Annotated in this window: 4 protein-coding genes; 1 reads left to right on the forward strand and 3 read right to left on the reverse strand. The window is 67.1% G+C overall.

Features of this window, described 5'->3' with window-relative positions; translation table 11 throughout:
• The first annotated feature begins 159 nt into the window (after positions 1 to 159).
• Positions 160 to 13098 (forward strand): non-ribosomal peptide synthetase, encoded by a 12939-nt coding sequence (locus ACLEJU_RS16910; RefSeq protein WP_435423620.1) that lies wholly within the window; start codon positions 160 to 162, stop codon positions 13096 to 13098.
• A 123-nt stretch (positions 13099 to 13221) separates the two neighbouring features.
• Here ACLEJU_RS16910 and dsbG read toward each other — a convergent pair whose 3' ends face one another.
• From dsbG to dsbD, 3 genes are read right to left on the reverse strand one after another with little or no spacing between them, the layout of a single operon-like run.
• The gene (gene dsbG / locus ACLEJU_RS16915) at positions 13222 to 13980 is read right to left on the reverse strand and encodes a thiol:disulfide interchange protein DsbG (protein WP_435423619.1); all 759 of its coding nucleotides are present in this window, start codon (positions 13978 to 13980) and stop codon (positions 13222 to 13224) included.
• Between the two features lies 1 nt (position 13981).
• Positions 13982 to 14818 (reverse strand): prolipoprotein diacylglyceryl transferase family protein, encoded by an 837-nt coding sequence (locus tag ACLEJU_RS16920; protein WP_435423618.1) that lies wholly within the window; start codon positions 14816 to 14818, stop codon positions 13982 to 13984.
• Entirely contained in the window at positions 14818 to 16530 is a 1713-nt protein-coding gene (dsbD, locus tag ACLEJU_RS16925) for a protein-disulfide reductase DsbD (protein WP_435423617.1), read from the reverse strand. The genes ACLEJU_RS16920 and dsbD overlap by 1 nt, the downstream gene beginning before the upstream one ends.
• Positions 16531 to 16617: the final 87 nt, after the last annotated feature.

The following is a 16617-nucleotide window of genomic DNA, read 5'->3' on the forward strand; positions in this document are numbered from 1 at the left end:
CAGAATGGCGTGACGCAATTCACCTTGCGCCCCCGCTCACACTGCTAATTTCCCGCCGCGCCCATCCGTTCCCCTGTGTACATCCGGCCGCTGCCGCTGCCCGCCGACCTTGTGCGGGGCAGCCAGCCCGACTCAACCAGACACTGGCAGGAACCCCCCATGACGGACGCCTTCGAACTCCCGCTCTCGCTGGTCCAGGCCCTGGCGCAACGCGCCGCGCAGACCCCGGACCGCATCGCCCTGCGCTTTCTGGCCGATGCTCCCGGCGAGCAGGCCGTGCTCAGCTATCGCGACCTGGATGCGCGTGCGCGCAGCATCGCCGCGGCATTGCAGGCCCGCGCCGGGTTCGGCGAGCGGGCCGTGCTGCTGTTCCCCAGCGGCCCGGACTACGTAGCGGCATTCTTCGGTTGCCTGTACGCCGGGGTCATTGCCGTGCCGGCCTATCCACCGGAGTCGTCACGCCGCCATCATCAGGAGCGCCTGCTGTCGATCATCGACGACGCCGAACCGCGCCTGCTGCTGACCGTCGGTACACTGCATGACAGCCTGCAGGATCTTGAAGCCCTGAGCGGCGACAACGCGCCCGAACTGCTGGCAGTGGATGCGCTGGATCCGGCGCTGGCCGATCACTGGCGCGAGCCTGAGCTGAATGCGAACGACATCGCCTTCCTGCAATACACCTCTGGCTCCACCGCGCTGCCCAAGGGCGTGCAGGTCAGCCACGGCAACTTGGTGGCCAACGAGCAGCTGATTCGCGCGGGCTTCGGCATCGACCTCAACCCCGACGATGTGATCGTCAGCTGGTTGCCGCTATACCACGACATGGGTCTGATCGGCGGCTTGCTGCAGCCGATCTTCAGTGGCGTGCCGTGCGTGCTGATGTCGCCGGGCTACTTCCTCGCCCGGCCACTGCGCTGGTTGCAGGCCATCAGCGAATACGGCGGTACCATCAGCGGCGGGCCGGACTTCGCCTACCGGCTGTGCAGCGAACGGGTCAGCGAGGCGGCCCTGGCCGGCCTCGACCTGAGCCGCTGGCGTGTAGCCTATTCCGGCTCCGAGCCGATCCGCCAGGACAGCCTCGCCACCTTCGCCGACAAGTTCGCCGCCTGCGGTTTTCAGGCGAGCAGCTTCTTTGCCAGCTATGGCCTGGCTGAAGCTACCTTGTTCGTCAGTGGCAGTCGCCGTGGCCAGGGCATCGGCGCGTTGGAACTGGACGCCGAGGCATTCGCCGCCAACCGCGCCGAGGCCGGCAAGGGCAGTGTATTGATGAGCTGTGGCTACCCTCAGCCAGGCCACGTGGTGCGCATCGTCGAGCCACAGCAGCGTGAGCTGCTGGGCGACAATCTGGTTGGCGAGATCTGGGCCGGAGGCCCGAGCATCGCCCTGGGTTACTGGCGCAACCCTGAGGCCACGGCGCGCACCTTCGTCGAAATGGACGGCCAGACCTGGTTGCGCACTGGTGACCTTGGCTTCATGCGTGACGGCGAAGTGTTTGTCACCGGGCGCCTGAAGGACATGCTGATCGTCCGCGGTCAGAACCTCTACCCACAGGACCTGGAAAAGACTCTGGAGCGTGAGGTCGAAGTCCTGCGCAAGGGCCGGGTGGCCGTGTTCGCCGTCGACGACCGGGGCGAGGAGGGCATCGGTGTGGCGGTGGAAATCAGCCGCAACGTGCAAAAGGCGGTAAAACCCGAGGACCTGATCAAGACCCTGCGCCAGGTGATCGCCGAGGCCTGTCGCCAGGCGCCAGCCGTTGTCCTGCTGCTCAATCCGGGTGCACTACCGAAGACCTCCAGCGGCAAGCTGCAGCGTTCGGCCTGCCGCCTGCGCATGAATGATGGCAGCCTGGATTGCTTTGCGCGCTTCCCCACGGCTGCCGAGTCGGCTGCAGATGCAGCAACTGGCGATGACCTGAAGGCACGCATCGCCGGCATCTGGCGCGAGGTCCTCAAGGTCGAGGCGGTTGCCGCGGATGATCACTTCCTGCTGCTGGGTGGCAACTCCATCGCCGCTACCCAGGTCACTGCCCGCCTGGCGGACGAGCTGGGTATCCCGCTGAGCCTGCGGACCCTGTTCGAGGCGCCGACGCTGGCCGAGTACAGCGCGGGGGTTGCAGCCATCCTTGCTGAAGGCGCAGGGGGGGCCACCGCTATCACAGCGTTGAGCCGTGGCCAGGCATTGCCGCAGTCGCTGGCACAGAACCGCCTGTGGCTGACCTGGCAGCTTGAGCCGCAGTCTGCGGCCTACAACATTCCTGCCGGGCTGCACCTGCGCGGCGAGCTGGATGAGGTAGCACTTGAAGCCGCATTCCAGTCGCTGGTAGCACGTCACGAATCGCTACGTACGGTGTTCAGCGAGGAGGATGGGCAGGCGTTGCAGCGCGTCCTGGCGGAGCAGCCTTTCACCCTTCAGCGCCTGGACCTGGAAGGGCTGGCGCTTGAGCAAGTGATCTCGCGCCGCGAGCAAGAGGCGCAGCAGCCCTTCGACCTGACCCAGGGCCCGCTGCTGCGTGTGACCCTGGTGCGTCTGGATGACGAAGACCACCAGCTGTGGGTGACCTTGCACCACATCGTCGCTGACGGCTGGTCGCTGAACATCCTGCTCGACGAGTTTGCCAAGCTGTATGCCGCCCGTTGCCAGGGCCTGGACGCCAAACTGCCGGCACTGACACTGGGTTACGCCGACTACGGTACCTGGCAGCGTCAGTGGCTGGCCGAGGGCGAGAGCGCACGTCAGCTCGGCTACTGGAAAGCCGCTCTGGGTGACGACTTGCCGGTGCTCGACCTGTATCCGGACCAGCCGCGCTCCAGCCAGCACGAAAACCGCGCTGCCCGCCTGGGCGTAAAAGTGCCGGCCAAGCTGGCCGATGCCCTCAAGGGCCTGGCCCGCGAACAGCAGGCCAGCCTGTTCATGGTCCTGCTGGCCGCCTGGCAAGGCCTGTTGCACCGCTACACCGGCCAGGGTGACATCCGCGTCGGCGTACCCAATGCCAACCGCCCGCGCCAGGAAACCCAGGGCATGGTCGGCTTCTTCATCAACACCCAGGTGCTGCGTGCGCAGCTGGATGGCCGCCTGCCGTTCGCCCAGCTGCTGGCCCAAGTGCGTGGGGCGACCCTCGACGCCCAGGCCAACCAGGACCTGCCGTTCGAGCAACTGCTCGAAGCCCTGCCCGAAGCGCGTGAACAGGGCCTGTTCCAGGTCATGTTCAACCACCAGCAGCGTGACCTTTCAGCATTGCGCCGCCTGCCGGGCCTGCTCGCCGAAGAGCTGCCGTGGCACAGCCGCGAAGCCAAGTTCGACCTGCAGCTGCACAGTGAGGAAGACCACCAGGGCCGCCTGAGCCTGGCCTTCGATTACGCCGCCGAGCTGTTCGAAGCCAGCACCGTCAAGCGCCTGGCGCAGCACCTGCTGGCCCTGCTCGAGCAAGTCTGCGCGCAACCGCAGCTGCCGTTGGGTGACGTACAGCTGCTGGACGAGCAGGGCCGCCAGCAACTGCTGGCATGGGGTGAGGCACCCGCGCCCGCCCCGCAGCGGCTGCTGGTCGAGCAGCTCAACGAACAGGCCCGCCTGACCCCGGAGCGCATCGCGCTGGTCTGGGAGGGCGGTAGCCTCGACTACGCCGAGCTGCATCAGCAGGCCAACCGCCTGGCACACTACCTGCGCGACAAAGGCGTCGGCCCCGACACCTGCGTTGCCATCGCGGTCGAGCGTTCGCCGCAGCTGCTGGTCGGCCTGCTGGCCATCCTCAAAGCGGGCGGTGCTTACGTGCCGCTGGATGTCGACTACCCGGCCGAGCGCCTGGCCTACATGCTGGGTGATTGCCAGGCCAGCCTGCTGCTCAGCCACAGCAGCCTGCTAGGCACATTGCCGCAGGTCGATGGCGTCAGCGCCATCGCCCTCGACCAGCTGCACCTGGACAGCTGGCCAAGCCAGGCGCCGGGCCTGCACTTGCAGGGCGACAACCTGGCCTACGTGATCTACACCTCCGGCTCCACCGGCCAGCCGAAGGGCGTGGGCAACACCCATGCCGCCCTGGCCGAGCGCCTGCAGTGGATGCAGGCCCGCTATGCGCTGGATGCCAGTGATGTGCTGATGCAGAAGGCTCCGATCAGCTTCGACGTGTCGGTGTGGGAATGCTTCTGGCCACTGATCACCGGCTGCAAGCTGGTGCTGGCCGGCCCCGGCGAGCACCGCGACCCGCAGCGTATCGCCGCGCTGGTGCAGCAGCATGGCGTGACCACGCTGCACTTCGTGCCGCCGCTGCTGCAGGTGTTCGTGCAGGAGCCGCTGGCCGCTGGCTGCAGCAGCCTGCGCCGGTTGTTCTCCGGTGGCGAAGCGTTATCGGCGAGCCTGCGTGACCGTGTATTGCAGCTTCTGCCACAGGTGCAGATGCACAACCGCTATGGGCCGACCGAAACCGCTATCAACGTCACCCACTGGCATTGCCAGGCTGAGGATGGCGAGCGCTCGCCGATCGGTCGCCCGCTGGCTAACGTGCTCTGCCGGGTGCTGGATGATGAGCTTGAACTGGCTACGCCGGGCGTGCCAGGCGAGCTGTACCTGGGCGGTGGTCTGGCCCGTGGCTACCTGGGCCGCCCGGGCCTGACTGCCGAACGTTTCGTGCCCCAGGCCGATGGTAATGGCGCGCGCCTGTACCGCAGCGGCGACCGCGCCCGCTGGCAGGTGCAAAGTGAAGCCCTGGAATACCTCGGGCGTCTCGATCAGCAGGTCAAGGTGCGTGGCTTCCGCGTCGAGCCGGAAGAAGTGCAGGCCTGCCTGCTGGCGCAGCCGGGTGTCGAACAGGCACTGGTGCTGATTCATCAGGATGCGGTCGGTGCGCAGCTGGTCGGTTATTACAGCGGCAGTGCTTTGTCCGACGGCTTGCGGGGCGCCTTGGCTGAGCAATTGCCGGCGTACATGGTGCCGTCCCAACTGATCGGCCTGGAGCACATGCCGCTGGGCCCGAGCGGCAAGGTCGACCGCAAGGCATTGCCCGCACCGGTCTGGCAGCAGCGTGCCCATGTCGAGCCACAGACGGCGCTGCAGCAGCAGGTGGCGGCCATTTGGCGCGAGGTGCTGAACCTGCCGCAGGTCGGCCTGCACGATGACTTCTTTGCCCTGGGTGGCCACTCGCTGCTGGCCACCCAGATCGTCTCGCGTGCCCGCCAGGCGTGCGATGTCGAGCTGCCGCTCAAGGCGCTGTTCGAGGCCAGCGAGCTGGCTGCGTTCTGTGAGGAAATCGCCCGTATCCGCGCTGCCGGTGAATGCAACCAGCAAGGCGCCATCGCCTTGGTAGACCGCCGCCAGGCGGTGTCGCTGTCGTACTCGCAGCAGCGCATGTGGTTCCTCTGGCAGATGGAGCCGGACAGCCCCGCCTATAACGTCGGCGGCATGGCGCGACTGAAGGGCGCGCTGCATGTGGATGCCTTCGAACGCGCCCTGCAGGCGCTGATCGTGCGCCACGAAACCCTGCGTACCACCTTCCCGAGCATCGACGGCGTGCCGTACCAGTGCGTGGCCGATGACAGCGGGCTGCAACTGGACTGGCAGGACTTCACGGCGCTGCCGGCCGATACCCGTCAGCAGCGCCTGCAACAACTGGCTGACGACCAGGCCCACCAGCCATTCGACCTGGAACGCGGCCCGCTGCTGCGTGCCTGCCTGGCCAAGACCGAGGACCGTGAACACTACTTCGTGCTGACCCTGCACCACATCGTTACCGAAGGCTGGGCCATGGACATCTTCGCCCGCGAACTGGGCGAGCTTTACGAAGCCTTCGTCGATGACCGCGAGTCGCCACTGGCACCGCTGCCGGTGCAGTACCTGGACTACAGCGTGTGGCAACGACAATGGCTTGAAAGCGGTGAGGGCGCACGTCAGTTGGCCTACTGGAAAGCCCGCCTCGGCGATGAGCACCCGGTGCTGGCGCTGCCCGCCGATCGCCCGCGCCCGGCCGTGCAGAGCCATCGCGGCGAGCTGTACCGCTTCGACCTGGACCCGGCACTGGTCGCCCGCGTGCATGCGTTCAACAACCAGCGCGGCCTGACCCTGTTCATGACCATGACCGCCACGCTGGCGGCGTTGCTGCACCGCTACAGCGGCCAGCGCGACCTGCGCATCGGCGCTCCGGTGGCCAACCGTATCCGCCCGGAAAGCGAAGGCCTGATCGGCGCCTTCCTCAACACCCAGGTGCTGCGCTGCGAACTGGACGGGCAAATGACCGTCGCCGCCTTGCTTGACCAGGTGCGCCAGGCCGCTATCGAAGGCCAGTCGCACCAGGACCTGCCGTTCGACCAGCTGGTCGAGGCCCTGCAACCGCCGCGCAGCAGCGCCTACAACCCGCTGTTCCAGGTGATGTGCAACGTGCAGCGCTGGGCTTTCCAGCAGAGCCGTGAGCTGGCCGGCATGCAGGTGGATTACCTGATCAACGACGCCAGCGCCACCAAGTTCGACCTGTACCTGGAAGTCACCGACCTCGACGGCCGCCTGGGCTGCTGCCTGACCTACAGCCGCGACCTGTTCGACGAGCCGCGCATCGCGCGCATGGCCGAGCACTGGCAGCAGCTGCTGGTCGGCCTGCTCGACAACCCGCAGCAGCGCCTGTGCGAATTGCCGATGCTGGCCGATGCCGAGCAGCAAATGCTGATCGGCCAGTTGCAGGGCGAGCAGGACTTCGCCCTCGACCAGACGCTGCACGGCCTGTTTGCCGCCCAGGCGGCGCGTACGCCGAAAGCGGGTGCACTGACCTTCGCCGGCCAGCACATGACCTACGCCGAGCTCGACCAGCAGGCCAACCGCCTGGCCCGTGCCCTGCGTGAACGCGGGGTCGGCCCGCAGGTGCGCGTGGGCCTGGCGCTGGAGCGTTCGCTGGAGATGGTGGTCGGCCTGCTGGCCATTCTCAAGGCCGGTGGCGCCTATGTGCCGCTCGACCCGGAATACCCGCTCGACCGCCTGCGCTACATGATCGAAGACAGCCGCATCGGCCTGCTGCTGAGCCAGCGTGCGCTGCTCGAAACCCTTGGTGAGCTGCCTGAAGGCGTGGCACGCTGGAGCCTGGAAGACGATGCCCCGAATCTGTCGGCCTACAGCGATGCGCCGCTGGACAACCTCAACATGCCGCAGCATCAGGCCTACCTGATCTACACCTCCGGCTCCACCGGCAAGCCCAAGGGCGTGGTGGTCAGCCACGGCGAAATCGCCATGCACTGCCAGGCGGTGATCGACGCCTTTGGCATGCGCAGCGACGACTGCGAGCTGCACTTCTACTCGATCAACTTCGATGCGGCCAGCGAACGCTTGCTGGTACCGCTGCTGTGCGGTGCCCGCGTGGTGCTGCGGGCCCAGCGCCAATGGGGCGCCGAGGACATCTGCCAGCTGGTGCGCGAGCAGCAGGTGAGCGTGCTCGGCTTCACCCCGAGCTATGGCAGCCAGTTGGCCCAGTACCTGGCCGGGCTGGGCGAGCAGTTGCCGGTGCGGCTGGTGATTACCGGCGGCGAAGCGCTGACCGGCGAGCACCTGCAACGCATTCGCCAGGCCTTTGCCCCGCAGCAGTTCTTCAACGCCTACGGCCCCACCGAAACCGTGGTCATGCCGCTGGCCTGCCTGGCGCCGGAGGTGATGCCCGCCGACGCCGGCAGCGTGCCGATCGGCCGGGTGATCGGTGCCCGTACCGCCTACATCCTTGACGAGGACCTGGCCTTGTTACCACAAGGCGGAATCGGCGAACTCTACGTCGGCGGTGCCGGCCTGGCCCAGGGTTATCACGACCGCCCGGGCCTCAGCGCCGAGCGCTTTGTCGCCGACCCGTTCAGCCGCGATGGCGGACGCCTGTACCGCACTGGCGACCTGGTGCGCCTGCGTGCCGATGGCCTGGTGGAATACGTCGGCCGTGCCGACCAGCAAGTGAAGATCCGTGGTTTCCGCATCGAGCTGGGCGAAATCGAAAGCCGCCTTCAGGAACACGCCGATGTCGACGAGGCGGTGGTCCTTGCCCTTGACTTACCGGGTGGCAAGCAACTGGTCGGTTACCTGGTGTGCCAGCAGGCTACTGCCGATAGCGAATCTCAGGCCGCACTGCGCGAAGCGGTCAAGGCCGATGCCCGTCAGCATCTGCCGGACTACATGGTGCCCGCGCACCTGGTGCTGCTCGAGCGCCTGCCGCTGATGGGCAACGGCAAGCTCGACCGTCGTGCACTGCCGGCACCGGACCTGGAGCAGGCCCGCCAGCATTACCAGGCCCCGGCCAATGAGCTGGAGGAGCAGCTGGCGCAGGTTTGGCGCGAAGTGCTCAACCTGTCTCGCGTGGGTGTGCAGGACAACTTCTTCGAATTGGGCGGCGACTCGATCCTGTCCATTCAAGTGGTCAGCCGCGCGCGCCAGTTGGGCTTGCAGTTCACCCCGCGTGACCTGTTCCAGCACCAGACCATCCAGACCCTGGCGGCCGTGGTCAGCCGCAGCGCCGCGCCGAGCAGCATCGAACAAAGCCCGCGCGAGGGGCGTAGCGGCCTCACGCCGATCCAGCACTGGTTCTTCGACCGTGATGTGGCCCAGCCGCAGCACTGGAACCAAGCGGTGCTGCTGGAGGCACGCCAAGCCTTGGACCGCGCCACCCTGGAGCAGGCCCTGGCTGCGCTGGTAGCGCACCACGACAGCCTTCGCCTGCGCTTCGCCCAGGGGCAGGCGTCCTTCGCTGCGGTGTCTGCCGAGCAACTGTTGTGGACCGCCACGGTCGCCGACTTCGCCGACTGCCAGGCGCTGTACACCGACGTGCAACGCAGCCTCGACCTGGAACGGGGCCCGCTGTTGCGCGCCTTGCTGGTCAGTGACGGGCAGGGCGCCCAGCGCCTGCTGCTGGCGATCCACCACCTGGTTGTCGACGGTGTGTCCTGGCGCGTGCTGCTCGAAGACCTGCAGGCGCTGTATCGTGGCCAGCCACTGGCGGCGAAGACCCACGCCATGGCCGACTGGGCTGCGCGCCTGGCCAGCTACGCCGGCAGCGATTCGCTGCGTGACGAGCTGGACTGGTGGCAAGGCCAGCTTGGCACCGTGCGCCATGAGCTGCCGTGCGATCACCCGCAGGGTGGCAACCTGCACCGGCATGCCGACACCCTGGCCATCGGCCTGGACGCAGAGCAGACCCGGCAGTTGCTGCAACAGGCACCGGCGGCCTACCACACCCAGGTCAACGACCTGCTGCTGACCGCGCTGGCCCGCACCCTGTGCCGCTGGAGCGGTGATCAGGAAGTGCTGGTGCAGCTCGAAGGCCACGGCCGCGATGGCCTGTTCGAGGACATGGACCTGACCCGCAGCGTCGGCTGGTTCACCAACGCCTACCCGCTGCGCCTGAACCCCCAGGCCGGCGACGACGAAGCTGCGCGTGCCACTTCGATCAAGCGCATCAAGGAACAGCTGCGTCAGGTTCCGCACAAAGGGCTGGGCTACGGCGTGCTGCGCTATCTGGGCGATGAGGCCAGCCGCGAAAGCATGGCGGCCTTGCCGCAGGCGCGCATCACCTTCAACTACCTGGGCCAGTTCGACCAACAATTCGACGAGGCCGCCTTGTTCCTGCCGCTGGATGCACCGGCCGGCCTGGCCCACGATCTGGATGCACCGCTGCCGAACTGGCTCAGCATCGACGGCCAGGTCTATGGCGGCGCCCTGCAACTGCGCTGGACCTACAGCCGCGAGCGCTATGACGAACGCACCATCGCGCAGTTGGCCGACGCCTATCGCCAGGAGCTGCTGGTGCTGGTCAGCCACTGCCTGGTCGATGGCAACGGCAGCTTCACGCCCTCGGACTTCCCGCTGGCGCACCTGAGCCAGCAGCAGATCGACGCGCTGCCGGTGCCCGCCGCACAGATCGAAGACGTCTACCCGCTGACACCGATGCAGGAGGGCATGCTCTTGCACACCCTGCTGGAGCCGGGCACCGGCCTGTACTACATGCAGGACCGCTATCGCATCAACAGCGCCCTGGACCCGCAACGTTTCGCCCAGGCCTGGCAGGCCGTAGTGGCGCGTCACGAAGCCCTGCGCGCCTCGTTCAGCTGGAATGCCGGCGAGACCATGCTGCAGATCATCCACAAGCCGGGCAGCACGCCGGTGGACTATCAGGACTGGCGCGGCCTTGACGAAGCGGCCCAGGAGGCGCGCCTGCAAGTCCTGCACAAACAGGAGCGGGAGGCGGGCTTTGCCTTGCTGCAGGAGGCGCCGTTCCACCTGCGCCTGGTGCGGGTCGATGACGAGCGCTACTGGTTCATGATGAGCAACCACCACATCCTCATCGATGCCTGGTGCCGCTCGTTGCTGATGAACGATTTCTTCGTGCTCTACCAGGCCCTCGGCGAAGGCCGTCAGGCCCAGTTGCCGGTGCCGCCGCGCTACCGCGACTACATCGGCTGGCTGCAACGCCAGGACATGGACGAAGCGCGCAACTGGTGGCAGGCCAACCTGGCCGGCTTCGAGCGCGCCACGGCGCTCCCCAGCGACCGCCCGCTGCGCAACGACCACGCCGGTGACGGCATGGTGGTGGGTGACTGCTACACCCGCCTGGAGGTGAGTGATGGCGTGCGCCTGCGCGAACTGGCCCAGGCCCATCAGTTGACCATCAACACCTTCGCCCAAGCGGCCTGGGCGCTGGTACTGGCGCGCTACAGCGGTGATCGCGACGTGGCCTTCGGCGTGACCGTGGCCGGGCGCCCGGTGAGCCTGCCGCAGATGCAGCGTACGGTCGGCCTGTTCATCAACAGCGTCGCCCTGCGCGTGCAACTGCCCGAGCCGGGCCAGCGCCGCAGCGTGCGCCAGTGGCTGCAGGGCGTGCTGGAACGCAACATGGAGCTGCGCGAGTACGAGTACCTGCCGCTGGTGGCGATCCAGGACTGCAGTGAACTGCCGAAGGGCCAGCCGCTGTTCAACAGCCTGTTCGTGTTCGAGAACGCCCCGGTGGAAACCGCTGTGATCGACCACGCCCAGCACCTCAACGCCAGCTCCGATTCGGGTCGCACCCACACCAACTTCCCGCTGACGGCGGTGTGCTACCCGGGCGATGATCTGGGCCTGCACCTGTCATTCGACCAACGCTATTTCGACTATCCGACCGTCGAACGCCTGCTGGCCGAGTTCAAGCGCCTGCTGCTGGCCCTGGTGCAAGGCTTTGACGGGGAGGTGAGTGAATTGCCGTTGCTGGGCGAGGAGGAACAGCGCTTCCTGCTCGACGACTGCAACCGCACCGGGCACGCCTACCCGCTGGAGCAGAGCTATGTGGCACTGTTCGAAGCGCAGGTGGCTGCCCACCCTGAGCGCACCGTGGCCCGCTGCCTCGAAGCGTCTTATGACTACGCCGGGCTGAATCTCGCGGCCAACCGTCTGGGCCATGCCCTGGTTGCCGCGGGCGTGGCCATCGACCAGCCGGTTGCCCTGCTGGCCGAGCGGGGCTTGCCGCTGCTGGGCATGATCGTCGGCTGCTTCAAGGCCGGCGCCGGCTACCTGCCGCTGGACCCGGGCCTGCCGTCGGCGCGCCTGCAGCGTATCGTCGAGCTGAGCCGCACGCCGGTGCTGGTGTGCAGCGCGGCCTGCGCCGAGCAGGCGCGTCAGTTGCTGGCTCAACTTGAGGGTGTGACGCGGCCGCAGCTGCTGGTGTGGGAAGAGGTGCAGGGCAGCAGCGTCGCCAGCCAGAACCTGGGCATCCACAGTGGGCCGGACAATCTGGCCTACGTGATCTACACCTCCGGCTCCACCGGGCTGCCCAAGGGCGTGATGGTCGAGCAGCGCGGCATGCTCAACAACCAGCTGAGCAAGGTGCCGTACCTGGCCTTGAGCGAGCACGACGTGATCGCCCAGACCGCCTCGCAAAGCTTCGACATCTCGGTCTGGCAGTTCCTCGCCGCGCCGTTGTTCGGCGCCCGGGTGGAGATCGTGCCGAACGCCATCGCCCATGACCCGCAAGGCTTGCTCGCGCATGTGCAGGCCACCGGCATCACGGTGCTGGAAAGCGTGCCATCGCTGATCCAGGGCATGCTGGCCAACGATCACCAGGCGCTCGATGGCCTGCGCTGGATGTTGCCGACTGGCGAGGCGATGCCGCCGGAACTCGCTGCGCAGTGGCTGCAGCGTTATCCGCAGATCGGCCTGGTCAATGCCTACGGGCCGGCGGAGTGCTCGGATGACGTGGCCTTCTTCCGCGTCGACATGGCCTCGACCCAGGGCAGTTACCTGCCGATCGGCACGCCGACCGACAACAACCGCCTTTACCTGTATGGCGAGGACCAGGCTTTGGTACCGCTGGGGGCGGTGGGCGAGTTGTGCGTGGCTGGCACCGGCGTCGGCCGTGGCTATGTCGGCGACCCGGTGCGCACGGCACTGGCCTTCATCCCGCACCCGCACGGAGCGCCGGGCGAACGCTTGTACCGTACCGGTGACCTGGCGCGGCAGCGCCCGGACGGGGTGCTGGAGTATGTCGGGCGCATCGACCACCAGGTGAAGATCCGTGGCTACCGCATCGAGCTGGGCGAGATCGAGGCGCGTCTGCACGAGCAGGCCGAGATTCGCGATGCGGCGGTCGGGGTGCAGGAAGGTGCCAATGGCAAGCACTTGGTGGGCTACCTGGTGGCGCACCAGGGCGTGGCTGCCAACGCCGCGTTGCTGGAGCAGGTCAAGCAGCGCCTGCGTGCGGAGCTTCCGGAGTACATGGTGCCGTTGCACTGGGGCTGGTTCGCCAGCCTGCCGCACAACGCCAACGGCAAGCTTGATCGCAAGGCATTGCCGGCCATCGAGATCGGCGGGCAGCACAGCCAGGCTTACCAGGCGCCGAGGGATGAACTGGAGGCGGCGCTGGCCGGCATCTGGGTCGATGTGCTGAAGGCCGAGCGTGTCGGTGTGCATGACAACTTCTTCGAGCTGGGCGGGCATTCGCTGCTGGCCACGCAGATCGCTTCGCGGGTGCAGAAACAGTTGCAGCTGAACGTGCCGCTGCGGGCGATGTTCGAGTGCAGCACGGTGGAGGAGTTGGCCGAATATGTGCGCGGGTTGCAGGGCAGTGTGGTGGATGAGGCCAAGGCTGATCGGCTCAGTGACCTGATGGCTGAGCTGGAAGGGCTCTAGATAGCTGGGTGCGCTTTGCGCCCCTTTCGCGACACAAGGCCGCTCCTACAGGAGATCGCGTATTCCTGTAGGAGCGACCTTGTGTCGCGAATGGGCTGCAAAGCAGCCCCGGCAATTTCAGATTCAGCGCTTGCCGAGAATCTTCCCGAGCAACTCGGGCCGCGGTGCGCCTTGCTGGCTCTGCAGGTTGCCCTGTTCATCCTGATAGAAGATCGCCGGCGTCGCCTGCAGCCCCATCTCCTCCATCAGTGCCATGTTCGCCGCCAGCTTCTGTTGCACGGCATCCGGCACCTTGTCCAGCGGTTTCAAGGCACTCGCCTTGCCCGCTTTCTCGTGCTCATGCAGGGCCTTGGCCGGGTCCTTGGCGGCCAGCAGTGCCGCCGACTTGCCCGGGCTGTCTTCGCGGATGATGCCGACCATGATATGGCGCAACTGCACCTTGCCCGAGTCTACCCAGGGCCGCGCCTGCTCCCAGAACATGTTGCAGTATGGGCAGTTGGGGTCGCTGAACAGGTACACCTTGCGCGGCGCGCTGTCCTTGCCGTCGGCGATCCAGGAGGTTTTCTCCATCTTCGCCCAGATCTCTTTGCTCATCGGCGCGTACACCAGCTTCTGCAGCGGTTCGGCGCTGAGGTCCTTGCCCTGCTCGTCGAACAGGCTGCCGACCAGCACGTGCTTGCCGTCCGGGGTCAGGTACAAGGCGAGGGCATTGTTCTGGTACTCCGCGGCATAGCCGCGCAGGCCGTTGGGCGCATCGAAGCTGCCCTTGATCTCGGCGCCCTTGGCTTGCAGTTGCTGGATCGCCTTGGGCAGGTCTTCGGCCTGCACCAGCGGGGCGGCCAGCAGGGCCAGGGACAGGGGCAGCAGGGCAGTCAATCGCATGTCAGTTTCCTTGTGCGGCAGGGGCGGGCGCCTTGGCCCGCTCGAAAGGTTCCAGGGCATGACGCAGGCTGGCCCGCGACAGCTCGCCGAGGTGGCTGCCGATCAGGCGGCCGTCGGCGTCGTAGAACAGCGTGGTGGGCAGCGCCATCGAGCCGACCCGCTGGGCCAGCGCGCCGGTGCCGTCGAACAGCACATGGGTCAGGCTCAGCCCGGTGGTGGCGAGGAAGGTCGTGACGTTTTCCGGCGTCTCGCCCTGGTTGACGAAAATGAAGGTCACGTGGGGGTATTCGCCCTGGGCCTGTTGCAGCACCGGCATTTCCCGGCGGCATGGCGGGCACCAGGTGGCCCAGATATTGATCACCAGCGGTTTGCCACGGTAGCTGTGCAGGGCCACCGACTGGCCAGTGGCATTGCGCAGGCTCAGTTCGGGCAGTGCGGTGCCCTTGCTGTACAGGTGGCTGCCCAGGCTGGTCAGGCCCCAGAACAGCGCACCGCTGAACAGTGCCCAGCCCAGCGGGCGCCGCAGACCAGGCTGGCGCCAGCCCTGCCAGAGGGTGGCGAGGACGATGCCGATCAGGCCCGACCAGAGCAGGAAGCCGCCGTCACGGATGTCGATGACTTGCACCAGGTCGTCGCGGTACATCGGCCAGTAGGCCAGCACGAAACCCAGGCGGGCGCACAGCAGACCGACCAGGAACAGGTTGAACAGCGCCGATTCCGGGCTTTCGCCGCCCCGCCGGGCGACCCACCAGCCAACCAGACAGGCGACGCCGAGGGCGGTGAGCATGAGCAGGTGGTTGAGGGCCATGGTCAGCGGCCCTAGGCTTACCGTCAGCATCAGCCTTGGCTCCGGGTCTGGGTCCAGTGTTGCAGGAACGCGGCGGCATCCACCTCGCCGGTGATGCGTCGGGCGCGGCGCTCTTCGCCTTCCGGTCCGAGCCAGATGATGCTCGGCGGGCCGGGCACCTGGTAGCGCTGCAGCAGGGCACGGCTGGCGGCGGAGTCGGCGGTCACGTCGAGGCGCAGCAGGTGTACGCCGGCCAGGCTGGTTTGCACGTCGGGGCGGGTGAACACCTGCTTTTCCATGACCTTGCACGACACGCACCAGTCGGCGTAGTAGTCGACCATGACCCACTGGCCGCGGGCCTTGGCGGCATTCAGCTCGCGTTGCAGGGCTTCAGGGCTGCTGACCGTGACGAAGTGCTCGTCGGCCTTCTGCACGGTAGCGACTGCGGTGCCACCGGCGAACGGCCGCAACGGTTGCCACAGATCGTCGCCCCCTGCAGCAGCGCCGACCAGCAGCAGGCCACCCCACAAGGCGCCCAGCAGCGGGACGGCACGTAGCGCCGGCAAGCGTTGCAGGGCCGGCCACGTGGCCCAGCCCAGGGCGATCAGCCAGGCACCGCTCAGGGCCAGCAGTACGGGGGCGGCGAGCAGGCTGCGCACGGTGTACAGGGCCATGGCCAGGAACACGAAGCCGAACACGCCCTTGACCCGGTTCATCCATGCGCCCGGGCGTGGCAGGTAACGGTTGCCCAGGGTCACCAGCAACAGCAGTGGCACGCCCATGCCCAGGCCGAGGCTGAACAGCACCAGCGCACCTTGCAGCACATCGCCGCTCTGCGCGATGAACAGCAGCGCACCCGCCAGCGGCGCGGTCATGCAGGGGCCGAGCAGCAGGCCGGAAAGGGCGCCCAACAGCGCTGCGCCGTACAGGTTGCCGCCGCGGGTGCCTTGGCCGGCGCGGTCGAGGCGATCACGCAGGGCCGCCGGCAGTTGCAGTTCGAAGGCGCCGAACATGGGCAGGGCGAGGAGGATGAACAAGCCGGCCAGGCTACCCAGCAGCCAGGGTTGCTGCAGCCACGCCTGCAGGCTGGCCCCCAGCAGTGCCGCGACCACACCCAGGGCCGCATACACCAGCGCCATGCTCAGCACATACACCCCGGCCAGCAGCCAGCCACGCCGGGCGCTGGCGCCGTTGCCCAGGACCAGGCCGGCGAGGATCGGCAGCATCGGCAGCGAGCAGGGGGTGAAGGCCAGCAGCAGGCCGAGGCCGAAGAACGCCAGCAGGCTCCAGGCCAGGCTGGCGCTCTGCAGGCCGCTGGCCAGTGCCTGGTCGCTGGCTTGTTCGGCGGCCGGCGTCGCGCTGCCGCCCAGGTCGATGGCGGTGGTCTGCGGCGGGTAGCACAGGCCGGCATCGGCACAGCCCTGCCAGCCCAGGCGCAACTGGCCCTGGGCATTGGCCGGGATCAGCAGTTCGAGCTGGTCGCGGTAGACCGCGCTGTCACCAAAGAACTCGTCATGGTGATTAAGGGCGGGGGGGAGTTGCGGCTGCTGCTCGGCAGTCAAGCCGTCGAACTTCAGGCGCTTCTGGTACAGGTAGTAACCCTGCTTGATCTGGAAATACAGGCGCATCTGGCCATCGGCCTGGCGGTCGTGAGTGAGGACGAACGCCTGGTTGACCGGCAGGAAGTCAGGTTTGGCGTCGAACGGGTTGGCCTGCAACGGACCAGCCAGGAGGAACGTCAGGAAGAGCAAAAGGATGCGCATGTCTTCGCCTTGGCAGTACGGAATGGGGGCCATGCTGGCTGGAATTGATTAACCCAAGGTTAACCGTTCCTGCCGACGCTGTTCCTA

This window comes from Pseudomonas sp. SMN11 (genome assembly GCF_052041945.1).
Classification (GTDB): domain Bacteria; phylum Pseudomonadota; class Gammaproteobacteria; order Pseudomonadales; family Pseudomonadaceae; genus Aquipseudomonas.